This window comes from Gemmatimonadales bacterium (assembly GCA_030697825.1).
Classification (GTDB): domain Bacteria; phylum Gemmatimonadota; class Gemmatimonadetes; order Gemmatimonadales; family JACORV01; genus JACORV01.
The window spans coordinates 35,672-58,757 of record JAUYOW010000199.1; the positions used below are offsets into that span (position 1 = coordinate 35,672).

The 23,086-nt window shown below is 70.6% G+C and carries 20 protein-coding genes and 2 tRNA genes; all 22 read left to right on the forward strand.

The genetic code is table 11. The annotated features are described in order from the left end of the window. Positions 1-15 precede the first annotated feature (15 nt). A complete protein-coding gene (locus tag Q8Q85_10570; protein ID MDP3774698.1) occupies positions 16-198 on the forward strand; it encodes a hypothetical protein in 183 nt (60 codons plus the stop codon). A gap of 9 nt (positions 199-207) precedes the next feature. Then, positions 208-282 (forward strand) — tRNA-Val (locus Q8Q85_10575). Positions 283-339: 57 nt separating this feature from the next. Beyond that, entirely contained in the window at positions 340-2,094 is a 1,755-nt protein-coding gene (locus Q8Q85_10580; GenBank protein MDP3774699.1) for a hypothetical protein, read from the forward strand. Positions 2,095-2,144: 50 nt separating this feature from the next. After that, positions 2,145-2,221 (forward strand) — tRNA-Asp (locus Q8Q85_10585). Positions 2,222-2,299: 78 nt separating this feature from the next. Beyond that, on the forward strand, positions 2,300-3,247 hold the full coding sequence (gene rsmH / locus Q8Q85_10590; protein ID MDP3774700.1) for a 16S rRNA (cytosine(1402)-N(4))-methyltransferase RsmH: 948 nt from the start codon (positions 2,300-2,302) through the stop codon (positions 3,245-3,247). Next, the gene (locus Q8Q85_10595) at positions 3,244-3,528 is read left to right on the forward strand and encodes a hypothetical protein (protein ID MDP3774701.1); all 285 of its coding nucleotides are present in this window, start codon (positions 3,244-3,246) and stop codon (positions 3,526-3,528) included. Before rsmH ends, Q8Q85_10595 begins: the two co-directional genes overlap by 4 nt. Before the next feature lie 4 nt (positions 3,529-3,532). Further along, positions 3,533-5,473, forward strand: coding sequence for a penicillin-binding transpeptidase domain-containing protein (locus Q8Q85_10600; GenBank protein ID MDP3774702.1), 1,941 nt, complete (start codon positions 3,533-3,535; stop codon positions 5,471-5,473). Next, a complete protein-coding gene (locus tag Q8Q85_10605) occupies positions 5,463-6,923 on the forward strand; it encodes a UDP-N-acetylmuramoyl-L-alanyl-D-glutamate--2,6-diaminopimelate ligase (GenBank protein MDP3774703.1) in 1,461 nt (486 codons plus the stop codon). The genes Q8Q85_10600 and Q8Q85_10605 overlap by 11 nt, the downstream gene beginning before the upstream one ends. Further along, positions 6,920-8,290 carry a UDP-N-acetylmuramoyl-tripeptide--D-alanyl-D-alanine ligase gene (gene murF / locus Q8Q85_10610; protein ID MDP3774704.1) on the forward strand — a complete coding sequence of 457 codons (1,371 nt, stop codon included), beginning with the start codon at positions 6,920-6,922 and terminating at the stop codon, positions 8,288-8,290. The genes Q8Q85_10605 and murF overlap by 4 nt, the downstream gene beginning before the upstream one ends. Further along, entirely contained in the window at positions 8,290-9,414 is a 1,125-nt protein-coding gene (gene mraY, locus Q8Q85_10615; protein ID MDP3774705.1) for a phospho-N-acetylmuramoyl-pentapeptide-transferase, read from the forward strand. The genes murF and mraY overlap by 1 nt, the downstream gene beginning before the upstream one ends. After that, positions 9,375-10,760 carry a UDP-N-acetylmuramoyl-L-alanine--D-glutamate ligase gene (gene murD / locus Q8Q85_10620; protein ID MDP3774706.1) on the forward strand — a complete coding sequence of 462 codons (1,386 nt, stop codon included), beginning with the start codon at positions 9,375-9,377 and terminating at the stop codon, positions 10,758-10,760. The genes mraY and murD overlap by 40 nt, the downstream gene beginning before the upstream one ends. Positions 10,761-10,793: 33 nt before the next feature. Next, entirely contained in the window at positions 10,794-11,924 is a 1,131-nt protein-coding gene (locus Q8Q85_10625) for an FtsW/RodA/SpoVE family cell cycle protein (GenBank protein MDP3774707.1), read from the forward strand. Between the two features lie 5 nt (positions 11,925-11,929). Beyond that, entirely contained in the window at positions 11,930-13,024 is a 1,095-nt protein-coding gene (gene murG, locus Q8Q85_10630; protein ID MDP3774708.1) for an undecaprenyldiphospho-muramoylpentapeptide beta-N-acetylglucosaminyltransferase, read from the forward strand. Positions 13,025-13,116: 92 nt separating this feature from the next. After that, the gene (gene murC, locus Q8Q85_10635; protein ID MDP3774709.1) at positions 13,117-14,469 is read left to right on the forward strand and encodes a UDP-N-acetylmuramate--L-alanine ligase; all 1,353 of its coding nucleotides are present in this window, start codon (positions 13,117-13,119) and stop codon (positions 14,467-14,469) included. 7 nt (positions 14,470-14,476) lie between these two features. After that, positions 14,477-15,181 carry an FtsQ-type POTRA domain-containing protein gene (locus tag Q8Q85_10640; protein MDP3774710.1) on the forward strand — a complete coding sequence of 235 codons (705 nt, stop codon included), beginning with the start codon at positions 14,477-14,479 and terminating at the stop codon, positions 15,179-15,181. Continuing rightward, positions 15,133-16,425 (forward strand): cell division protein FtsA, encoded by a 1,293-nt coding sequence (ftsA, locus tag Q8Q85_10645; protein MDP3774711.1) that lies wholly within the window; start codon positions 15,133-15,135, stop codon positions 16,423-16,425. Before Q8Q85_10640 ends, ftsA begins: the two co-directional genes overlap by 49 nt. 25 nt (positions 16,426-16,450) lie before the next feature. Then, the gene (ftsZ, locus tag Q8Q85_10650; GenBank protein MDP3774712.1) at positions 16,451-17,665 is read left to right on the forward strand and encodes a cell division protein FtsZ; all 1,215 of its coding nucleotides are present in this window, start codon (positions 16,451-16,453) and stop codon (positions 17,663-17,665) included. Positions 17,666-17,697: 32 nt separating this feature from the next. After that, complete coding sequence (locus tag Q8Q85_10655; GenBank protein ID MDP3774713.1) at positions 17,698-18,927, forward strand: peptidoglycan DD-metalloendopeptidase family protein; 1,230 nt, start codon at positions 17,698-17,700, stop codon at positions 18,925-18,927. Positions 18,928-18,964: 37 nt separating this feature from the next. Then, positions 18,965-19,684: a 1-(5-phosphoribosyl)-5-[(5-phosphoribosylamino)methylideneamino] imidazole-4-carboxamide isomerase gene (locus Q8Q85_10660; GenBank protein ID MDP3774714.1), complete on the forward strand. Its 720-nt coding sequence runs from the start codon at positions 18,965-18,967 to the stop codon at positions 19,682-19,684. Next, positions 19,666-21,312 (forward strand): hypothetical protein, encoded by a 1,647-nt coding sequence (locus Q8Q85_10665; protein ID MDP3774715.1) that lies wholly within the window; start codon positions 19,666-19,668, stop codon positions 21,310-21,312. The genes Q8Q85_10660 and Q8Q85_10665 overlap by 19 nt, the downstream gene beginning before the upstream one ends. Positions 21,313-21,351: 39 nt before the next feature. Continuing rightward, complete coding sequence (gene ftsY / locus Q8Q85_10670; GenBank protein ID MDP3774716.1) at positions 21,352-22,269, forward strand: signal recognition particle-docking protein FtsY; 918 nt, start codon at positions 21,352-21,354, stop codon at positions 22,267-22,269. Continuing rightward, on the forward strand, positions 22,244-23,086 hold an 843-nt coding region (locus Q8Q85_10675), incomplete at its 3' end, for a hypothetical protein (protein ID MDP3774717.1). The genes ftsY and Q8Q85_10675, both read left to right, overlap by 26 nt.

The following is a 23,086-nucleotide window of genomic DNA, read 5'->3' on the forward strand; positions in this document are numbered from 1 at the left end:
CTATCCTCAACCGCTATGCAAAGTTCCGGCCCTCAGTCGCGGCTGCAGTTCGGGCCCGTCAACGCCCTCTTCCTCGGAGGCGCGGTCGCCGCGTTGGCGGTCGGGTATCTGTTGCTGTCCAGGGGATCGACGACCGCGGCGCCGCTGCTTCTGGTGCTGGGCTACTGCGTGTTTCTGCCGCTCGGTTTGATCCTGTAGCACCCGATCGGGCGAATAGCTCAGCTGGTCCAGAGCGCCTGCCTTACACGCAGGATGTCGGGGGTTCGAATCCCTCTTCGCCCATTGGATCGGGTGGCCGGTGATCTTCGACCGAGCAGTGGAACGTTCTCGGAGGATAGGATGATCTGGCGCGCCGCACCCGTTGCCACCCTTTGCCGGGCGGCCCTTCTCACCCTGCTGGCCGCGACGTACGGTGTCGCGCCCGCGGCGGCGCAGTTGGCGCGCGTGATGACGTCGCCTCCGGATGCCCCGAAGCTGCTCGTGGTGCCGTTCGCGCGGGACAGCGCCGACTCGGCGATGGCGGTCGGTATCCCCGACGGGCTGCGCGAACGGATGCGGCTGTCCCGCTCTCAGACCTTCAACGTGATCCCCAAAGCCGGGATGAACGAGGCGCTCGTCGCCAGCGGCTTCCCTCAGGACATGCCGCTCGAGCCGAGCGTGGCGCGGCAGCTCGCGCGCTTCCTCAACGTCCGCATCCTGGTCGAGGGCAACATCCTCCGTAGGGGCGATTCAATGCTGGTGATCGCCCGGCTCGCTGAGACCTCCGGACTCGCGCCGCAGAGCGCGACCGCCTCCATCATGACTTCGCGCGCGCGCGCCAACGGCGGCACCGGTTCGGACCTCGCCAACCGGCTCGCGGACGCCTACCGCTCGTTCGAGCAGGCGACCAACTGCCGCCGCGCCGTGGATTCGCTCGCGAACGCGCGCAGCACCGCCGACTCGACGCGCTTCTTCACCCGCGCCCAGCAGGGGGCGGACCGCGCGCTCCAGCAGTACCAGCAGAGCGCCGGCGCGCACCTGTGTGTGGCTCTCATCCGGCGCGCGCAGGGGGCGCCCTCCGACTCGGTGCTCGCCTCGTTGCAGCGCGCCGAGCAGTCGGATTCTCTCAACTCGCTCGTGCTGCGCCAACTCGCCCGCGTCTACGAGGAGCGAGGAGACACGGCCAATCTGCTGCACCAATTGCACCACATCCTCAAGGTCGAGCTCAGGAATGACACTCTACGGGTGAACACGGCCCGCCTCTTCGTGCAGCACGGCATGGCTGACAGCGCCGTCGCCCTCATCGACGAAGGGCTGGCCGGGAGCCCGAGCAGCGTCACGCTGCTCAACGCCAGGAGCATCGCGCTCGCGGCGGCCCGCCGTTGGATGGACGCGGCGGCGACGCTCGCGCAGGTCGCCGAGGTGGACTCGGCGAACATCGACTCGCTGTTCGTATACCGGATCACCAACTACTACCAGCAGGTGCCGGACTCAGCCAACCTGCTCGTGTGGACGCGGATCGCGACCCGCCGGCTCCCGCAACAAGCGCTCTACTGGTACAACCTGGCTAACCTGTCCTACGCACGCGCCGACACGGCCGGCGCGGTGGCCGCCATACGCGAGTATGTGCGCCAGGTGCCGACGGCCGGCCGGGGGCATCTGGTCTACGCGACCTACTTGCTCGGCATGAACCAGGTGGACTCGGCGCTGTTCCAGGCGACGGAGGCCGCCGCGGTCGACTCGACCCTCAGGAACTCGGCGGCGTCGGTGTGGCTGTCGGGCGGGGTCCGAGCGCTCCAGCCGCCCCCGAACTACCCGCTGGCCGAGCAGCGATTGGGCCAGGCGAGGTCGTACGCCACGGGCCGCATCCTCGTCACGGCATCCTACTACCTGGGTCTCTCGCAGGTCCAGCAGGGCTTGGTGTCGGACACGGCCGCCGGCAACAATCGGAACTGCGACGCGGCGCGTCGCGCGCAGGAGCTCTGGAGCAACGCGGAGCAGAACATCATCGCGGGCGCGGCGCAGAACCGCGAGCAGGCCAACCAGCTGTTGACGCAGGTCATTCCGACATATAAGCAGCGGTCGGACGCGATGACCCGGAATTTCTGCCGTTGAGCGCTTGTACCGGTCCTCCGAGGTTTCTATATTGAATGGCTTACCCGCGGGGGGCTGTAGCTCAGCTGGTTAGAGCGCCGGTCTGTCACACCGGAGGTCGCGGGTTCGAGCCCCGTCAGCCCCGCCATCCACGCCCCACCTGCCGAGGCAGGCGGGGCGTTTCCTTTTCGGGCGATGGTCATGGGTGACATGTGATGAGTGACGGGTGACGGGTGATGCTGGGGGTGGGCTGCGGCCCGTTGGCGCGGTGGCGGTCTTCGAGCACCGAAGTGTGCTGCTCGAAGAGGTCGCCGGGCTGTTGTCCGGGTGCCGCCGCATCCTCGACGGCACGGCCGGCGCCGGCGGCCACGCCCGTCGCCTGGCTGAGGCCGGCGCGCTGGTCGTTGCGATCGACCGCGACCCCGATGCGGTGCGCGCCGCGCGCGCCACGCTCGGCGAGTCGGCGACCGTGAGGCAGCTTGATTTCGCCGATGCCGCCCGCGACTCGGACATATCGTCCTTGGCGCCGGACGGGATCCTCCTCGACCTCGGCGTCTCGTCTCCCCAGATCGACGATGCATCGCGCGGCTTCACGTTCCGCCCCGGCGCACCGCTCGACATGCGCATGACCGCCGATGACGGACCGACCGCCGCTCAATGGCTGAACGATGCCCCCGCCGCGGAGCTCGGCGCCGCCTTCGCCGATTTCGGCGACGAACCGCGAGCGAGGGCCCTGGCCCGCGAGCTCGTGCGCCGGCGCGCTTCCCACGCCTTCGCCGTCTCCGACGACCTCGTCAACGCCATTCGCGCCGTTCTGGGCCCCCGTAGTGGCCCCGCTGACTTCGCGCGGCTCTTCCAGGCGGTGCGGATCGCCGTCAACGGTGAGCTGGATCGGCTGGCACGGGCGCTCCCCGGACTACTGGGCGTCCTTTCGTCGGGCGGCGTGCTGGCGGTGATCAGCTACCACTCTGGCGAGGACCGCATCGTGAAGCACGTCTTCCGCGAGTGGGCTCGCGATTGCGGGTGCCCGCCGCGGCAGCCGGTGTGCACCTGCCGCGGCCGCGCCCTGGGGACGGTGGTCACCAAGCGGGCCATCGTGCCGACGCCGGACGAGGTCGCGGCCAACCCGCGCGCCCGCAGCGCCCGGTTGCGGGCGTTCAGGAAGGCGGCGTGAACCTCAAGGGCCGTCACTGGCTCGCCCTGTGGCTGGGGGGATTCCTGGCGGTGGCTTGGGTAGTGGTGTGGCGGCGGACCGCGGCGCGCGCCGCGGCCGACGAGCTTCGAGCGCTGGCGGTGGCGCGGGGCGCGCTCGAGGTGTCCAAGGCTACCGCCGCCGCCGAGATCCTGAAGGCGCGCAGCCGAGCCGTGCTGGTGCCGCTAGCCGAGCGCCGGCTGGGCCTGCGCTTGCCTCAGGACTCGGAGATCATCATTCTGCAGGACCCTCGTTCCAGGTAAGGGCGTGCCAAGGGTTCCTTCGCGCCTCACGCTGATCGCGACCGGTTTCGGCCTCGCGGCGGCGGCCGTGGTCGTGCGGGCCGCGCAGCTCCAGCTGGTGCAGGGGGGCGAGTGGCGCGCGCGGGCGGCCGCGCAACAGACCACTCGCGTCGCGCTCCCGTCCCGTCGCGGCACGCTCTACGACCGCAACGGCGTGGCGCTCGCCCTTTCCCTGGAGACCTTCGCGGTGGGGTTCGCCCCGCGTGAGCTGGACGACCCGGCCCGCGCCACCCTGCTGCTGGCTCGCGCCCTCGACCGGCCACCGGCCGCGGTCGCTGCCGCGGTGCGCTCCGGCCGGGTGTGGTACGAGTGGCCGGGCCCCTACCCGTGGGGCAGGGTGGCGCCGCTCAAGAACTTGCGCGGCGTCTACCTGCGGCGGCGCCTGGAGCGCTTCTACTCCCGGCCGGACCTCGCCTCGAAGATCATCGGTCGCGTGGACGTGCGGGGGCGCGGCGCCAGCGGCCTGGAGCGCGCCTTCGATTCGGTCCTGGCCGGCCGGGCCGGCATGGCCGTGATGCTGCGCGACCACCGCGGCCGGACCTATCCGTCCCCGTCCCGCCCGGTGGCCGAGCCGTTGGACGGTGCCGACGTGGTGCTGGCGCTCGACGCCGAGCTGCAGGAGATCGCGGAGCGCGCGCTCCAGGGTGCCGTCGCGGAGGCGCATGCGGCCGGCGGCGACGTCGTCATCCTGCAACCCGAGACCGGCGAGATACTGGCGATCGCCAGCGTGCGCCGCGATGCGGAATCGGGCGGCGGCCTGGTCGGCGAGGCGTTCGAGCCGGGCTCCACCGCCAAGCCATTCACCGTGGCGGCGCTGCTCCGCCTCGGCAAGGCGACGCCGCACGACAGCGTCTTCGCGGAGCACGGCACTTTCCAACTCGGCGACCGGGTGATCCACGACGTCCACGGCGCGGCGATGCTCACGCTGTCGGACGTGATCCGGCTCTCCAGCAACATCGGCATCGCCAAGCTCGGCGCGCGCCTCACCGCGGTGGAGCAGTACGAGGCGCTGCGCGACTTCGGCTTCGGCGCGGTGACGGGCATCGAGCTGCCGGGCGAGACCGCGGGACGGTTGCGCTCGCCGCGGGGGTGGACCGCCGAGAGCCCGGCCAGCCTCGCGATGGGTTACGAGCTGGCCGTCACTCCGATCCAGCTCGCGGCGGCCTACGCGGTCTTCGCCAACGGCGGGATCCTCCTCGAGCCGACGATCGTGCGCGAAGTGCGCGCCACGGACGGCGCCGTGCGATGGCGGCACTTGCCACGGCCGGTACGCCGCGTGGTGAGCCCCGACGTCGCCTCTCAGCTCGCGCACATGCTGCGCGGCGTCGTGGAGGAAGGGACGGGGCGGCAGGCGGCGCTCGGCACCTACGCGGTGGCCGGAAAAACGGGCACCGCGCGCCGCAACATCCGCGGCCGCTATCTGGAGGGACATCACACCGCGAGCTTCGTCGGCCTCTTCCCGGCGGTGGACCCGCAGCTGGTGCTGGTCGTGAAGATCGACGACCCTGAGGGCGATTACTTCGGCGGCTCGACGGCGGCGCCGGTGACACGGACGATTCTGGAAGCGGCGCTGGCGACGCCGAACGTCACGCTCGACCGCGGCCGGCTCTCGCGCCGCCGCGCGCCGGAGATGGGCCCGACGCAGCCTGAGGCCGGGGTGGCGCCGGTCGTGGTCGGGTGGCCGCTGGATCCCCGAGCCGCCGTCTCCGTGGTCGGCGCTCCGCGCGCGGTGCCGGCGGTGGCCGGACTGCCGGTCCGGGCCGCGGCCCGGGCGCTGCATCGGAGCGGGTTCCGCGTCAAGATCGAAGGGTGGGGGAAGGCGGCGGCGACAACTCCCGCCGCGGGGGAGAACGCCCCGCGCGGCAGCACCGTCGTCATCCACACCGAGAGCGCCCGTGCGGGCTGACGCGCTGAGGGATCGGCTCGCCGAGGCGGGCCAGCTGGTACGGTGGCCGGGTGCAGTTCCGGCCGAGCTGACGGGCGTCACGACCGACAGCCGTAAGGTCGGGATGGGCGCGCTGTTCGTGGCCTACGCCGGTTCGGTGGTGGACGGCCATGCCTACCTGCCCGCTGCGGAGCAGGCGGGCGCGGCCTGCGCGGTGGTGGAACGCCGGGTGGGCGGCGTGGCGATACCACAGATAGAGGTGCAGAACGGGCGTCGCGCCGCGGCCATCGCGGCCTCGCTCACGTACGGCGACCCGGTGTACTCACTACAGCTTCTCGCGGTGACCGGCACCAACGGCAAGACTACGACGGCGCATCTCCTGCGCCAGCTGTTCGGGGACACCGCGCCGGCGGGATCTCTCGGAACTCTGGGCGCGATCGACGGCGAAGGCCGAACGCTCCCGGACACCGGGCACCTCACGACTCCCGGCCCCGTCGAGCTTCAGGCCGCGCTCGCCGCGCTTCGTGACACCGGGTGCAAGACCGTCGCCATCGAGGTCTCGTCGCACAGTCTCGACCAGGATCGGATCTACGGGTTGGCATTCCGGGCAGCAGTGTACACCAACTTCACGCGCGACCACCTCGACTACCACGGAGACGAGGCGTCGTACCTCGGCGCGAAGCTCAAGCTGTCGAGCTATCTCGCGGACCACGGCTACGAGATAACCAACGCCGCCGACCCCGCGTGGCAGCGCCTCCCTCCGCGCCCGGAGCGCCTCACCTTCGGCCTGGTAGTGCCCGCCGACGTCCGGGCCACCGCGATCGAGGGCGACGCGCTGGGGATGCGGTTCACGATCACGGCCCGCGGGAAATCGGCGAAGGTCGTGCTGCCGCTCCTCGGCCGCTTCAACGTCGAGAACGCGCTGGGCGCCGCCGCAGCCGCCATCGCGCTCGGCCGCGACCTCGATGAGGTGGCCGCGCGCCTCTCCCGCACTCCGCAGGTGCCGGGCCGGATGGAGCGCGTGGCCGAGTCGCCGTGCGTGGTGCTGCGCGACTACGCGCACACCCCCGACGCGCTCCAGCGCGCCCTCGCCGCCGTACGGCCACTGACGAAGGGGCGCCTCATCCTGGTGTTCGGGTGCGGGGGCGATCGTGACCGGGGAAAGCGGCCCGCCATGGGCGCCATCGCAGCCGAGGGCGCCCACCTTCCGATCCTGACCTCGGACAACCCGCGGACCGAGTCTCCGTCACGCGTCCTCGACGATGTGGAGGAGGGAATGGGGAAGACGCCGCACCTGCGCATCGTGGACCGCCGCGCCGCCATCGCTCGCGCCGTCGCCATCGCGCGGCCCGAGGATACGATCCTCCTCGCCGGAAAGGGACACGAGACGTACCAGGTGGTCGGCACGGAGCGGCTGCCGTTCGATGAGCGCGACGTGGTGGCGGAAGCCATCCAGGCGCTGGCCAAGTGACGACATTCGCCTGGACCGCGAAGCAGGTGACGGAGGCCCTCGGCCTCGCGCCCGCCGGCTGGGACCACTCGTACACCGGCCTCTCGACTGACACGAGATCGCTCGAGGAAGGGCAGCTGTTCGTCGCGCTCAAGGGCGAGCGGTTCGACGCCCACGGCTTCCTGAGCGATGCGCGGCTCGCGGGGGTGGGCGGCGTGATCGTCCGGAAGGGCACGCCGCGGTGGCCCGGCTTCGACTGGTTCGAGGTGGACGACACGCTGGCCGCGCTGGGCCGCCTGGCGCGCTATCGTCGCGACCAGTTCTCCGGCCCGGTGGTCGCGGTGACCGGCACCAACGGGAAGACGAGCACCAGGGAGCTGATCGCGGCGGCGCTGGGGCCGAAGTTGACGGTCCACAAGTCCGAGCGGAACCTGAACAACCTGGTGGGTGTCCCGCTCACGGTGCTCGCGGCGCCACTCGAAGCCGGCGCAATGGTGGTCGAGTGCGGCGCGAACCTTCGCGGCGAGATCCCGCGGATGAGAGAGATCGTTCGGCCCGACATCGCGGTCGTCACGAACGTCGGCCCCGGCCACCTCGAGGGCTTCGGCGGCCCGGAGAACGTGCTCGAGGAGAAGGTCGCGTTGCTGGGCGGGGCACCGAAGGCGATCGTGGGCTTGCAGCCGCCCGAGCTTGCCGAGGCGGCGCGCCGCGCCGCGAAGAGCGTGGTCACGGCGGGCGAGGGCGCGCCGGCCGACTGGACCGCGGAGGACGTCGTGCTCCTCGGGGATGGCCACCCGCGCTTCACCGTGCGCGGCGTCCCGGTGGAGCTCGCGCTCCGCGGCCGGCACATGGTGGGGAACGCGCTCATCGCGCTGGCGGTGGCGGAGGCGCTTGGCGTACCGTTGGAAGCGGCGGCGCCGGCGCTCCAGGCGGCCCGCATCCCGGGCGGCCGGAGCGAGATGTTCGAGGTGGACGGCGTCACCGTCATCAACGACAGCTACAACGCCAACCCGACGTCGCTGCGCGCTGCGCTCGATCTGCTCGCCAGCGTTCGTGGGGACCGGCGCGTGGTTATCGTAGTCGGCACGATGCGCGAGCTTGGTGCCGCTTCGTCCGACCTGCACGCCGCCGCCGCGGACGCGGTGCTCGCGGTGAAACCGGATCTCGTCGCGGCCGTGGGCGACTTCGTGCCGGCGTTCGAGGCGCTGCAGGACCGGATCGAGTCGAAGCAGCTGCTGCTGGGCGACACCCCCGAAGCGATCGCCGAGCCGCTGAAGCAGAGGCTCCGTGCCGGGGACGTGGTGCTGTTCAAGGCGTCGCGCGGGGTGGCGCTCGAGCGGATCTTCCCCCTCCTCTGGCCGACCCTCACCGCCGCCGAGGCGCACTAGTGCTCTATCATCTGCTCTATCCGTACGCCCGGCAGTTCGCCCTGGCGAACCTGGTCAGCTACATCTCGTTCCGAGCCGCGGCGGCCACGGTCACGGCGCTCCTCCTCGCCTTCTTCCTCGGGCCGGCCATCATCGAGTGGCTCCAGGCGCACAAGATCGGGCAGATCGTGCGCTCCGAGGGACCCGCGACGCACCTGGGCAAGCGCGGCACCCCGACGATGGGCGGCCTCATCATCATCGCCGCGACGCTCCTGCCCACGCTGCTCTGGGCCAGGCTCGACAACCGCTTCGTGCTGGTCGCGCTGTTCGCATTGCTGTGGATGGGCGCCATCGGCTTCGTGGACGACTACCTCAAGGTAGTGCAGCACAGCTCGCGCGGGCTCGTGGCGCGCTACAAGCTCGCCGGCCAGATCGTGTTCGGCCTCGCGCTCTCCGGCTTGCTGCTGGCGTTCCCGTGGACCGGCACCGTCCTCCCGCCGACCGCGACCACGCTGCCGTTCTTCAAGTACGTGTACGTCGTGATGTGGTGGCCGCTGTACGCGGCGTTCGTGACCTTCATCGTGACCGGAACGACCAACGCGGTGAACCTCACCGACGGCCTCGACGGGCTCGCCGCCGGACTCAGCGCGATCGCCGCGGTCAGCTTCGCCGCTTTCGCCTACATCTTCGGCCGGACGGACACCTCGGAGTACCTGAAGGTCTTCTATCTCCCGGGCTCGGGCGAGCTGGCCGTCTTCTGCGCTAGCCTGATGGGCGCGTGCATCGGGTTCCTATGGTTCAACGCGCACCCCGCGAAGGTGATCATGGGCGACACCGGGGCGCTCGCCATCGGTGGGGCGATTGGGACGGTGGCCATCCTGCTCAAGTCCGAGTTCCTCCTCCTGCTCGTGGGCGGCGTGTTCGCGGCGGAGACGCTGTCGGTGATGATCCAGCGGCGCGTTTTCAAGTACCGGCTGCGACGCCACGGCCGTCCTTACGCCGAGCAGCACCGCGTCTTCCGGATGGCGCCGCTCCACCATCACTTCGAGCAGCTCGGCTGGCACGAGTCCACCGTGGTGACGCGGTTCTGGATCCTGGGCCTGCTGTGCGCGCTCGTCGCGCTCTCGACCCTCAAGATCCGGTGATTCCGGCTTCGTGGCGGCAGGGCGAGGTCGCGGTGATCGGCCTGGCGCGGAGCGGGAAGGCGGCCTGCGCGTTGCTGCGGAAGAACGGAATGCGCGTGTACGGCTCCGACACGGCCGACCCACCGGCCCTGGCGGAGACCGCGGCCACGCTGCGCGCCGCGGGATGCGAGGTACAGCTCGGCGGGCACGACCTGGCGCGCATCGCGCGGGCGGCGATGGTCGTCCTCTCACCCGGCGTTCCACCGGACGCGGAGCCGGTCCGCGCGGCCGCCGGCGCCGGGGTGCCGGTGATCTCCGAGCTGGACCTGGCGGCACGCTTCCTCCCGGGTACGCGGCTCATCGTCGCGACGGGAACCAAGGGCAAGTCCACCACCTCGGCGATCGTCGCTCATCTCCTGAGCGCCGCCGGCCTCGGGCCGGCGGTCGCAGCGGGAAACATCGGGAGCCCGCTCTCGGATGTCGCGGCCTCGGGTGCGACGCAGGCATGGCTCTCCGTCGAGGCCAGCTCGTTCCAGCTCCACGATTGCCCGGAACTGAGGCCAGCCGTGGGCGTGCTCACGAACCTCTCCGCCGACCACCTGGACCGGTACGCGTCGGTGGAGGCCTACTATGCCGACAAGCGCCTCCTCTTCCGTCACGCAACGCGGGAGAGCCGCTGGGTGCTGAACGCGGATGACGGAGCCGTTCTCTCGATGACCGCGGGAGTGCCGGGCGTGCAGGAGCTGTTCTCGCTGGAGCGACGCTCCGCGGAAGGGTACTACGATCGCGCGGCCGGCTGGCTGGTGCTGCGCGGGACGCCGCTCCTCCGTCGCTCCGACCTCGCGCTCCTGGGTGACCACAACGCGGCGAACGCGCTGGCGGCCGTGCTCGCGGTGCCGGCCGAAGTGGACCGGGAGGTCGTCGCGCAGGCCCTTCGCACGTTCCGGCCGCTGCCCCACCGGCTCGAGCCGGTGCGCGAGGTGCGCGGCGTGCTGTGGGTCAACGACTCCAAGGCCACGACGGTGTCCTCGTGTCTCTCCGCGATCCGGAGCATCGAGCGGCCGGTCGTGCTGCTCATCGGCGGGAAGGACAAGGGCAGCGACTTCGCCGAGCTGCGTGGGGTGCTGCGCGGCGCCCGCGGTGTGGTGGCGTACGGCGAGGCTGAGCCGCTGGTCGCGAAGGCGCTCGACGGCGCCACGACCGTGGTGCGCGGCGGCCGCGACTTCGCGGCCGTGCTCGCCAAGGCCGGTGAGCTGGCCAAGCCGGGAGACGCGGTCCTGCTGTCTCCCGCGTGCGCGAGCTTCGACATGTTCGCGAACGCGGAAGACCGCGGCCGGCAGTTCCGGGCCCTCGTGGAGGGAATGTGACCACAGCTTCATCCGTCGGTCCGCGGAGGTAGGGTGGCGAGAGGGCGGAAGGAGTGGGTCCTCGGTTGGGAGTCGCGTCTCCTCGTCATTCTCACGGCGGTCCTCGTCGTGTTCGGATTGGCGTCAGTTTACGGGGCGTCGTCTTCGCTGGTGGAGCGAGGCCGAGCCCTTGGCTCGGCCCGCGGGCTCGACCAGGCCGTGGGCGCCGCGGCCGGAGGGCTGCTGTTCCTGCTCGCCTCGCGCGTTAATCTGGATCGCCTGCGCCGGCTCGCGTGGCCGATCGTGCTGGTGACGCTCGCGCTGCTCGTGGTGCTGCTCCTCCCGTTCACGTACGCCATCGCGCCCCGAATCAACGGCGCGCGCCGCTGGTTGAACCTCGGCGTCTCGATCCAGGTGTCGGAGATCGCCAAGCTCGCCGTGGTGACGTGGACGGCGATGCTCTGCGCCAAGAAGGGCGCGGAGGTCAAACGTCTCAGCAAGGGGCTGCTGCCCGTGCTGGTGGTCGTGGCGCCGCTCTCGGCGCTCATCCTGCTCGAGCCCGACCTCTCGACCGCCGTCGTCATCGGCTTCCTCGCCCTGCTGGTGCTCTTCGCGGCCGGAGCGCGCATCGGCCACTTCATCCTCCTCGGGATGGCCGCTCTCCGGCTGGTCTGGAGCCAGATCGAGGGCGCGCAGTACCGCGTCCTGCGGATGGCGTCGTTCCTGGATCCCGGCGCCGGCCGGCTCGGCGACTCGTACCAGGTGGACCAGTCGCTGATCGGCATCGGCGCGGGCCGGCTCTTCGGCGTGGGATTCGGGCAAGGGCAGCAGAAGCTCGGGTTCCTACCCTATCCCTACAGCGACTTCATCTTCAGCACCATCGCCGAGGAGTGGGGTTTCGTCGGAGTCGTGTTCCTCGTCGCCTGTTTCTCGGCGTATGTATTCCTGGCGCTGAGGCTGGCGCGCGCCGCCGCCGACCCGTTCCGCCAGTACCTCGGGGTCGGGCTTGCCGCGATGGTGGGCACTGACGCTTTCCTGCACATGGGGGTGGGGGTCGGGATCGTGCCGACGACCGGGCTGGTGCTGCCTTTCATCTCGCACGGCCGGTCAGGACTCATCATCTCCATGATCGCGTCCGGACTCCTCGTGAACCTCGGCACCCGCCGCAGACAGGTGGTCGCTTGACCACGGTGCTCTTCGCGGGCGGCGGGACCGGCGGCCACCTGATGCCAGCGCTCGTTCTAGCGGAAGAGATGGTGCGGCTCGACCCTTCCATTCAACCGTTCTTCGTCGGGAGCAGGCGGGGCGTGGAGGCCGGCGTCCTGACCCAGCGCCCGTGGCGTTACGTGCTACTGCCGCTGGAGCCCCTCCGCCGCGGGCAGTGGTGGAAGAACGTCGCCCTGCCCGTGAGCTTCACCCGGTCCATCCTGGCCATCGGCGGGATCCTGCGGCGGGAGCGCCCCGGTCTGGTAGTCGGGACGGGCGGCTACGTGTCGGGGCCAGTGGTCGGTGCCGCCATGGCGCTCGGGGTTCCCAGCCTCATCCAGGAACAGAACGCCTACCCCGGTCTGGCAACCCGTTGGCTGGCGGGGAAGGCGCGCCAGATTCATCTCGGCTTTCCAGAGGCGAGGAAGCACCTGCGGCCGGGACCGGATACCCAGGTGTTCGTGTCGGGGAACCCGATTCAGCCACCCCCCGAGGTCCTGCCACCGAAGAGTGAGGCCAAGTCCCGGCTCGGGTTCTCACCCGAGAGCCCGGTGGTGCTTGTAATGGGGGGTAGTCAGGGGGCGCTCGCGATCAACCAGTCGGTGCGGGACGCCCTCGTGGGAGGATACTGGCCGAAGGATGCCAACCTGGTCTGGCAGACGGGGCCGGGTACCTACTCAGCCTTTTCCGGCTATGCGGTTCATGGTCGGATCGTGGTGGAGCCTTTCATCGATCCGATCGAACGGGCCTACTCAGCCGCCGACCTCGTGGTGGCTCGCTCTGGTGCCATGACCCTCGCCGAGGTCACTGCGTGGGGTCTTCCGTCCGTCCTCATTCCCCTTCCGATGGCGGCCGCCGGGCACCAGCTGGCCAACGCTCGAGCGCTCGAGGAGGCAGGCGCAGCGGTGCTCCTGGAGCAGGTCTCGGCGACCGGTGAGGCGCTGGGGCAACGCGTCTCCCAGCTGCTGCACGACCCTGCAAGATTGGCGGACATCGGTGCCGCCGCGCGAAGCCGTTCCCGCCCTAACGCCGGTCGTGAAATCGCCGCGAAGGGCCTTGAGATCCTGTCGAAAAGTTAGCACCCACTCTTTCGCAACCATCGGTGTTGTTTTAGATTAGCCGCTCATTGATGCGGCTTTTCGCCCCCGACGACCCTCGCCCTGTGCACTTCATGGGGGTTGCCGGCGCTGGGATGAGTGCACTGGCACTCCTTGCTCGGCGTCGGGGTGTGGCAGTCACCGGATGCGACCGGGACGCTGAGGGTGCGGGTGGTGCGGCGAGCTCGGCGGATGTACGGCGGGCGGGTGGAACGGTAGTCGCCGGGCACGATCCAAGTCATCTCGATGGGGTGCGCGCGGTCGTGGTCAGCTCCGCCGTGCCGCCCGATCATCCGGAACTCCAGCGCGCGCGCGAACTTGGCTTGCCAGTCGTGCGCCGCGCCGAAGCACTGGCAGCCGCGATCTCACCTGGCCGGGTCGTAGCCGTCGCCGGGACGCATGGCAAGACGACGACGACGGTAATGACGACCGAAGCTCTCGCGGCCGCCGGCCTGAATCCCACGGGAATCGCTGGCGGCCGCGTCGCTAGTTGGGGCGGGAACGCGCGCATCGGCGGCGACGACCTGTTCGTCGTAGAGGCTGACGAGTACGATAGATCGTTTCTCGCGCTGACGTCGCAAGTGGCTGTCATAAATAATGTTGAAGCCGATCACCTCGAGTGCTATGGAAGCATGGACGCGCTTGAGGAGGCGTTCGCGAAGTTCGCGGGTCCGGCACGCAGGGTGATCATCGGTGGCGACGACGCGACGGCGCTGAAGGTGGCTGGGATGGCCGGTCGGCCTACCTGGACGGTGGGCCTCTCCGCGACGGCCGATGTCCGTATCCAGGTCGTCGAGCGGGCCGAAGGACGAAGCGTCGCAACAGTGACGCTCCCAGGCGGTCAGGCCGTCGAGCTGAGGCTCCGGGTTCCCGGCCTCCACAATGTTCGAAACGCGGCTGCCGCATTGGCGGTCGCCGTGGAATTGGGGGCTCCGCTCGGGCCGGTTCTTGGGGCGCTCTCGGAGTTTGCCGGCGTAGGCCGCCGGTTCGAGTTGGTCGGGGAGAGCCAGGGTGTAGTGGTCGTGGACGACTACGCCCACCATGAGGGGGAGATCTCAGCGACCCTGGAGGGGGCGCGCCAGGCGTACCCTACCCGACGGCTGGTGGGAGTTTTCCAGCCGCACCTCTTCTCGCGGACGCGGGACCACGGGGCGGCGATGGGTCGGGCACTGGCGGCGGCCGACGTGGTGGTGGTAGCCGACGTTTACCCGGCGCGCGAGGCTCCGATTCCCGGGGTGACTGGCGAGGTCGTGGTTTGGGCGGCCGAGGCGGCGGGTGCGAAGAAGGTCGTGTGGGTTCCGCGGCGCGTGGAGTTGGCGGAACGAGTGAGGGACCTGTCGAGTCCCGGCGACTTGATCCTGACGATGGGTGCCGGGGACGTGACCACGGTCGGCCGCGAGCTGCTGAATCTGTTGGTAAGGCGGTAGGGCGGTCATGGCGGAAGGAAAGAAGCGGGTCGCCCTGGCGGCGGCGGTGATCATCGCGGTCGCGCTGCCATGGTGGGGCCCCTTGGCCCTGCGTCCCATGGCGTTCTTCGCGGTGCGGCGCGTGGAAGTGGTTGGCGCGCGGTATCTGCCCGCCGATGAAGTCGTAAGGGCACTCGGGCTCGGACAGCCGGCGAGTGTGTGGGATGACTTGGACGCGCTCGAGGGGCGGATCCGCGCGATGCCGGGAGTCGCGGAGGCGCAGGTCCAGCGACGATTGCCCGGGACGCTGCGGGTGAGCTTGCGCGAAGTGGAGCCGGTCGCGCTCGCGGAAGGACCGGTGGGGCTGGTGCCGGTGGGGCGCGACGGTCGCCCGCTCCCGTACGATCCGGCGAGCGCGCCCGTGGATGCCCCGGTCGTGGCAAGGGTCGAGCCGGCGGTGCTTGCGGCGCTGGCGCAGATCCAGGCGACGGACCCCGGTCTTTTTGCCGAGGTGTCGGCGGCGCGGGCGGGCCGTGGGGGAGCAGTGGAGCTCGAGCTCGAGGAAGGAATCGTGCGCTTCGAGGCGCCGATGGACCCGGAAGTGATTCGATCGGTGTCGGCGGTGCGGCGTGATCTGGCGGCCCGCGCGGTACTCTGGCGGGAATTGGATGCGAGGTTCAAGGGATGGGTGATCGTGCGGCCGCGCGCGGCAGCTACCGGTGGCGCGGCCTGATGCGGGAGCGGCTGGTCTGCGGTCTCGACATCGGCACGACCAAGACGTGCGCTGTGATCGCGGAGATCGGGGGCGGGTTGCCGCGTACACCCGAGGCGCGGATCCTCGGGGTGGGGCGCTCGCGGACCAGCGGGATGCGGCGCGGCGTGGTGCGCGACATCAACGAGACCACGCGCTCCGTGATGGAAGCGGTGGCCGCGGCCGAGCGGATGGCGGGCTTCAAGGTGGACGGGGTGTACGTCGGGATCGCGGGCGAGCACGTGCGTGCCATCACCTCGCCTGGGGTCGTGAACGTGACGTCGCCGGAGATCCGCGACACGGACGTGCAGCGGGTCATCGAAGTGGCCCGCGCGGTGGTGTTGCCGCCCGACAGCGAGATCCTGCACACGCTGCCGCAGGAGTACCTGGTGGACCGGCAGCGCGGGATCTCCGACCCGGCGGGGATGACCGGCACGCGGCTCGAGGTGGACGTCTTTATCGTCACGATGTCGAGCTCGATCGCGCAGAACCTCCGGAAGTCGGTCGAGCGGGCGGGCTATCACGTGACAGGGTTCGTGCTGGAGCCGCTCGCGGCGAGCTACGCCACGCTGACGGACGACGAGAAGGAACTGGGTGTCGCGCTGGTCGAGCTGGGCGGCGGAAGTACGGACCTGGCGATCTTCCAGGACGGGAAGTTCCGGCACGTCGGCACGTTCGGGTTCGCCGGCCTGCACGTCACGAGCGACATCGCTCAAGGGCTGTCGGTTACGCAGGCCGACGCGGAGAGGCTGAAGGAACGCTACGGCCTCGCGTACGAGCCGCTGGTGGACCCGGCGGAGATGATCGAGTTGCCGGGGACGGCGGGGCAGGGATCTCGGCAGGTCCAGCGGGAGCTCCTGGCGCACATCATCCACATGCGCCTGGAGGAGATCCTCTCCATGGTTTCGCGCGAGATCGAGCGCGAGGGATACGTGGGGAAGCTGGCGGCTGGGGTGGTGCTGACGGGCGGGACGGCGCAGCTGGCGGGTGTGGTCGAGCTGGCGCGCGAGGTGTTCGCGATGCCGGTGCGTCTCGGGATGCCGGGGCGGGCGCTGGCGGGGAGCCTGACCGACGCGGTGGAGCAGCCGCGCTTCAGCACCGCAACGGGTTTGGCGCTGTACGGCATGCAGGAGCAGGCGCGGGGCGCGGCCCAGGCGGGCGTACGCGCGGTAACGGTGGACCGGGTCCTGGGCTCGGTCCGGCGATGGCTGACTGATTTCTTCTGAGACCAGCGGAGCGAGGGGCGCACCCATGAGCATCTTCGAGCTCGAGGAGTCCGTGACGCAGAACGCGCGGATGAAAGTCATCGGCGTGGGCGGCGGCGGCGGCAACGCGGTGAACCGGATGATCGAGGAGCACTTGACCGGGGTCGAGTTCATCTCGGTGAACTGCGACTCCCAGGCGCTCATCAACAACCGGGCGGACATCAAGGTCCAGATCGGGAAGAAGCTCACGCGCGGCCTCGGGGCCGGCGCGCGGCCCGAGATCGGCCGCCAGGCCATCGAGGAGAACCGCGACGACGTGGGGCGGGCCATCCAGAGCGCCGACCTCATCTTCGTCACCTGTGGCATGGGGGGCGGCACCGGCACCGGTGCCGCGCCGATCATCGCCTCCATGGCCAAGGAGATGGGGGTCCTCACCATCGGCATCGTCACCAAGCCGTTCCTCTTCGAGGGCAAGAAGCGGATGCGGCAGGCCGAGATGGGCATCACCGAGATGCGCAAATACGTTGACACGATGATCGTCGTGCCCAACGAGCGGCTCATGGCGGTGGTGGGCAAGGGAGTCCCGTTCCCCGACGCGCTGAAGGTCGCCGACGGAGTGCTGCTCAACGCCACTCGCGGCATCTCCGAAGTGATCACCCGGCCGGGGCTGGTGAACGTGGACTACGCCGACGTCCGCACGGTGATGCAGAACGGCGGCTCCGCTCTCATGGGAACGGGGATCGGCAAGGGCGAGAGCCGGGCCATGGAGGCGGCGCAGCAGGCCATCTCAAGCCCGCTGCTCGACAACATCTCCGTCAACGGGGCGACCGGGGTGCTGGTCAACATCACCGGAGGGAACGATCTTACCCTGGGCGAGGTACACCAGGTCTCGGAGATCATCCACGACGCAGTGGGTGACGAAGCCGAGGTCATCTTCGGCAGCGTCATCGAGCCGTCGATGGAAGGCGAGATCCGAGTGACGGTGATCGCGACCGGGTTCGACCGGAAGGAGCAGCAGGCGGCGGGCCCGGTGAGGGCGCCGGGAGTCATCCAGTTCCCGCAGCGGCAGTCCGGCGTGGTGCGCGCCTCGGGCAGCGTGGCGCAGCAGGCCGCGGCGGCAGGCGGGGCGGGCGCGACGCAGTCAGGGCGGCGTCCTTCGGGCGCGGGACCGGGCGGTCCGGTCTCACGGCCGGTACAGGGATCGGCGGAGCCGCTGTCCGACATGGAGATCCCTACCTTCATCAGAAGGCAGATGGATTGACGCTACTCTCCAGGAACGAACGGACCGTCCTCGTGACGTTGCTGGCGCTCCTGTTCGGCGTCGGCGCTTCGGGCGCGCGTCGCGCGGGCTACCTCGGCGGGCTCAAGACTGCGCCGCCGGTGGTCGTAGCCTCGGCGCCGGTCCGGTTGATCAGCGACACGCTCCGCGCCAACGAGACGGTATCGCAGCTGTTCGCCCGGCGCGGCGTGAACGACGTGGACTGGACCGCGCTCGCACGCGGAGTGAGGAACTTCAATCCGGACCGGCTACGCAGCGGGCTGGTCTTCACCTTCCGCCAGCGGCACGGGGAAGAGACGCCGCACGCTGTGGCGGTGCGGGTCTCGTACGACTCGCGGCTGCTGATGACCAGGGCCGACACGGGCTGGTCGGCGTCGGTGGAGCGCATCCCGTGGCGCGTCGAGCCTCTGACCGTCGAAGGGACGATCCGCACCACGCTCTACGACGCGATGGACGCGGCGGTCGGTGACGAGACGCTGCCGGCTGAAGCGCGCAGCCAGCTGGTGTGGGGCCTCGCCGAGGTCTACGACTGGGTGGTGGACTTCTCGCGCGACATCCAGGAGGGTGACCGCTTCCGCGTGGTGGCGGAGCGGCTGGTGTCCATCGAGGGAGAGGTGCGGTACGGCCGGATCGTCGCGGCGCGGATCGACGCGTCGAACCGCCACCTGTATGCTTTCCGCTTCGACGACGGCGACCGCACCGAGTTCTACGACGAGCAGGGCCGCTCGATGAAGCGCGACTTCCTGCGCACGCCGCTCGAGTTCAAGCGCCTCGGTTCCGGCTTCAGCAGGCGACGCTTCCACCCCATCCTCCGCCACTACCGCCCGCACCTGGGCATCGATTTCGGCGCCGCATATGGCGCGCCGGTGCGGAGCGTCGGCAACGGGACCATCACGGTAGCCGGCCGGATGGGCGGCTACGGCAACCTGGTCGAGGTCCGTCACAACGGGACTGCGAGCAGCCGATACGCGCACCTCTCGCGCTTCGCCGCGGGCGTCCACGTGGGGGCGCGGGTGAGCCAGGGCGAGACGATCGGATACGTGGGCGCGAGCGGACTCGCGACGAGCCCGCACCTGCACTACGAGCTGCGGATCAACGGCAGGGCGGTGAACCCACGCCGGCAGTTCAGCGTCGGCTCGGGCGAGCCGGTGCCGGCCGCACGCCGGACGGAGTTCGAGCCGGAGAAGGCGCGCCTATTGGAGCTGCTGGAGCCGCGGACCGCCCAGCCCCACACCGCGACCTGAACTCCGCCCCTCGGGGGGGTTCGGTAGCTTTCTCCCTGTGGAACTCTATCCCGCCATCGACATCCGCGCCGGAAGGGTCGTGCGCATGTCGCGCAGCGACGCCACGAAGCAGACGCTCTACCATCCCGACCCTTTCGCCGTGGCAGACAGCTACCTCGAGGCAGGCGCTGGTTGGGTCCACGTCGTGGACCTGGACCGAGCCTTCGGGTTGGGCGACCAGACCGCGCTCGTAGCCGCGCTGGTGAAGCGGCTGCCGATACCGGTGCAGGCGGGAGGCGGCATCCGCACGGCGGACGACGCGCTTCGCATGCGCGACCTCGGCGTGCAACGGGTGGTGCTGGGGATGCGCGCCGCCGAGTCCGTGGATGACCTGGCGGCGACGGCGGACTTCTTCAGTGAGGACTTCCTCGCCATCGCCGTGGACGTGCGGGACGGGTCGCTCTGGGCGCGAGACTGGCCGGAAGCCGCCGCCGTGACCCCGCCCGCATTGCTCCAGCGGGCGCGCGCGGCCGGTCTCGTGCTCGCGGTGCACACCGATCTCTCCCGTGAAGGCTCGCTCCTCGGCGCGAACGTGGAGGATGCGGCGACGCTCTCGCGCGATGCGGGCGTTGACATGATCGTTTCCGGAGGGATCAACGGCCTCCGCGACCTCGAGCGGATCCGCGAAGCGGGCCTCGCCGGGGCAGTCGTGGGCCGAGCGCTCTTCGAACAGCGGTTCACGCTCAAGGAGGCGCTGGCGTGCTCGTCGTCCTCGTAGGGCTGCTCGCGGCGGGAGCCGCGCTTGCGCTCTATCTACTGGTTGAGAGGGTGGGCCCGTCCGGCGTGCCGCTGGCACTGTTGAGAGCGACCGCATGGGGTGCGGTCGCCGCGCTGCTGGTGAACCCGGGGTGCCGGAGCGCGGGGGCCGACGGGACTACCGTGCTGCTGGACGGATCTCTCTCCATGAGCGAGCCGGCAGGGGACGCGCGGTGGCGTGCGGCGGTGGATACGGCGCGTGCGATCGCGGGCCGCGGTGGGCGGATCGTGCTCTTCGGCGACGAGCCGAGGATGTGGGCCGAAGGCGCGACCCCGTCGGCAAATGGAAGCCGTCTGCTGCCGGCGTTGCGCGAGGCGGCCTCGCGCGGCGGCCGCGTGGCGATCGTGACCGATGGCGCCCTCGACGACGCGACCGCGGTGCCGTCGGATCTGCTTGGCCGCGCGCGGATCGTCGTGCTGGTGAGACCCGCGAGACCGGACGCGGGAATAGCCGGGCTCGACCTGCCGGCGGCGCTTCGTGCGGGAGACACGGCGACCGCCACCGTGGACATCGTTGCCTCCGGGTCGAGACCGGGCGACAGCGTAACCGTGGAGCTGTCGGAGCAGGGCCGGGTCGTGGCCCGGGTGCGCATCGGTGTCGGTGCGGGTGGCAACTTCCGTCGCGACCTCAGGTTCGTGCCGGCCCCACCCGTGGGCGATCGTGAAGTGCGGCGCTACGAAGCGCGGGCCAGCGGGATCGCCGGGGATGCGGAGCCGCGCGACGACCGCCGCGCGAGCCTCTCCGCGGTAACGCGCGCTGGGGCGATCGCGCTCCTTTCCGACAGCCCGGACTGGGACTCGCGCTGGCTCGCCACGACGCTTGCCGCGACTGCTGGGTCGCCCGTGCAGGTTTTCGTGCGCGTGGCGGGTGGCACCTGGCGTGATGCCCGCACTCTGACGCCGGTTAGCGACGCCTTGGTGCAAGGCGCGGCGGCGCGTGCGAGCCTGGTCGTGGCGCACGGAACCGAAGCCGGCGTCGAGGCTATCGCGCGTTCGGCGCGGCGCGGGCTGTGGCGCTGGCCGACCCAACGCCGGGACGGCGGTGGTACGCCAGGGGATTGGTACGTGATGCCGCCCGAGTTCGCGTCCCCAGTGGGCGCGGCTCTGGGTGGCGTGGCCGTAGAGAGTCTGCCCCCGCTCGAAGCGGTGCTCGACATCCGCGCCGACTCGATCGCGTGGACGGGGCTCACCGCGCAGCTCGACCGGCGGGGCCGCTCCCGACCGGTGGTTCAGGGCACCACGTTCGGTGGGCGGCGCGTCGTGACCCTGGGCGCCACGGGGCTGTGGCGCTGGGCCAGCAGGGGCGGGGTCGCGGCCGAAGGGTATCGCGCGCTGGTTGCCTCGCTCACTGACTGGTTGCTCGAAGAACGCGGTGGAGAGCAGTCGTCACTGGTCGCGGCGCGCGACTCACTGGCGCGCGGGGCCACCGAGTTCCTGCCGCGGGCGCCGGTGCTTTCCTCGCAGCCGGGGCTCGCCATGGAGGAAGCAGGAGAACCCTTTCCGCTCCGCCATGTGCAGTTGGTCTATTGGGCGGCGCTCCTGGCGCTGCTCGCCGAATGGATCGCGAGGAGGAGAATGGGGTTGCGATGAGTTGGTGATGAGGTGATGAGGTGATGAGGTGATGGTGTGGTGCGGGGAGGTGTTCTGGTGATGGGGTTGTGGTCCAGGATCAGACGGCTCGCGGTCACCGATGTCGCCGTGCTGGTGCGCGGGCTCGGGCGCGCGGAGCTCGACGCGTTCGAGCGAACGCTCATCGAAGCCGACCTGGGCGTGACCGCGACGATGGAACTGGTGGCGGACGTCACGGACCGCGTGCGGCGCGGGAAGCTCCAGTCCGCGGACGACGTGCGCGCGGCGCTCGAGGAGCGGCTCGTCTCGATCCTGGACCCGGCGGACGGCCGCGACCCCGGTGCGATCGCGCGCGGCGACCCGGGCCCTACGGTGATCCTCATGGTCGGCGTGAACGGCTCGGGGAAGACGACGGCGACGGCGAAGCTCGCCAAGCGGCTCGCCCGTCAAGGCCGCCGGGTGCTGCTCGCGGCGGCTGACACCTACCGCGCGGGCGCGGTGCAGCAGCTCGAGGAATGGGCGGTACGGCTCGGCTTGCCGTGCGTGAAGGGCGCCGGCGGCGGCGACCCGGCGGCGGTCGCCTTCGATGCGGTGGACGCGGCGACCTCGCGCGGCCTCGACACGGTGCTCGTGGATACCGCCGGCCGGCTTCACACCCAGGATGACCTGATGAAGGAAGTGCAAAAGGTCGCGCGGGTCGTCGGGAAGCGCTCCGCCGGCGCGCCGCACGAGACGCTGCTCGTGCTCGACGGCTCGACCGGGCAGAACGCGGTGCAGCAGGGCAAGGTGTTCGCGGCGGCGCTGCGGATCACCGGCCTGGTAGTGACGAAGCTGGACGGGACGGCGCGCGGCGGCACCGTCGTCGCGCTCCGGCGCGAGCTGGCGCTCCCGGTCCGGTTCCTGGGCGTGGGCGAGAGTGCGGATGATCTGGAAGTGTTCGATCCCCGGACCTATGCCAAGCGGCTTCTCGAAGACTGACCCACGGCTCCGCCTCGCCACTTCCGTCCAGTACCTCAAGGGCGTAGGTGAGCGTCGCGCGGAGCTGCTGTCCCACCTCGGCATCCGTACCGCGCGCGATCTCCTCCATCACATCCCGTTCCGATACCTCGACGCGACCACCGTCACGCCGATCGCGCGGGCGCGGGGGGGCGCGCCGGGCGAGGACGTGACGGTCGTGGGCCGCGTCATCTCGACCGCCGTGATCCCCACGCGCCGGGGACTTCGCGTCTTCCAGTGCGTCCTCCAGGACGAGAGCGGGATGCTGGAGTGTGGGTGGCCGGGGAGGCCGTTCCTCGAGCGCAGCATCACCAAGGGAATGCTCCTCCTCGCCTCCGGTCCGATGAAGCACTTCCACGGCAAGCAACTCCAGCCGCGCGAGTGGATCGTCCTGGGTGGTGAAGAAGAGGAGGCCCCGGCGCGCGGGATCGTCCTGCCGGTGTATCCGGTCACCGAGGGGCTCACCGTCAGGCAGATGCGCTCCCTCTACGAGCATCACCTGGGCGCCTTGCTCCCGCTGGTCGCGGAAGAGCTGCCCTCCGCGTGGCGCCTGGCGGCGGACGTGACGCCGCTCCCGGAAGCGCTCCGGATGGTGCACCGTCCCGCGAGGATCGAGGAGGCGGAGCAGGGGAGGCGACGACTTGCCTTTGAGGAGTTGGTGCTGCTCCAGCTCGTGTTGGCCCGGGCGCGGTGGCTGGCCAAGCGCTCGCGCGCGGGGATCAGCTTCGAGGTGAGGAAAGACCTGACCACGAGGCTGCGCGAGAACCTCCCGTTCGACCTGACCAAGGCGCAGAAGCGC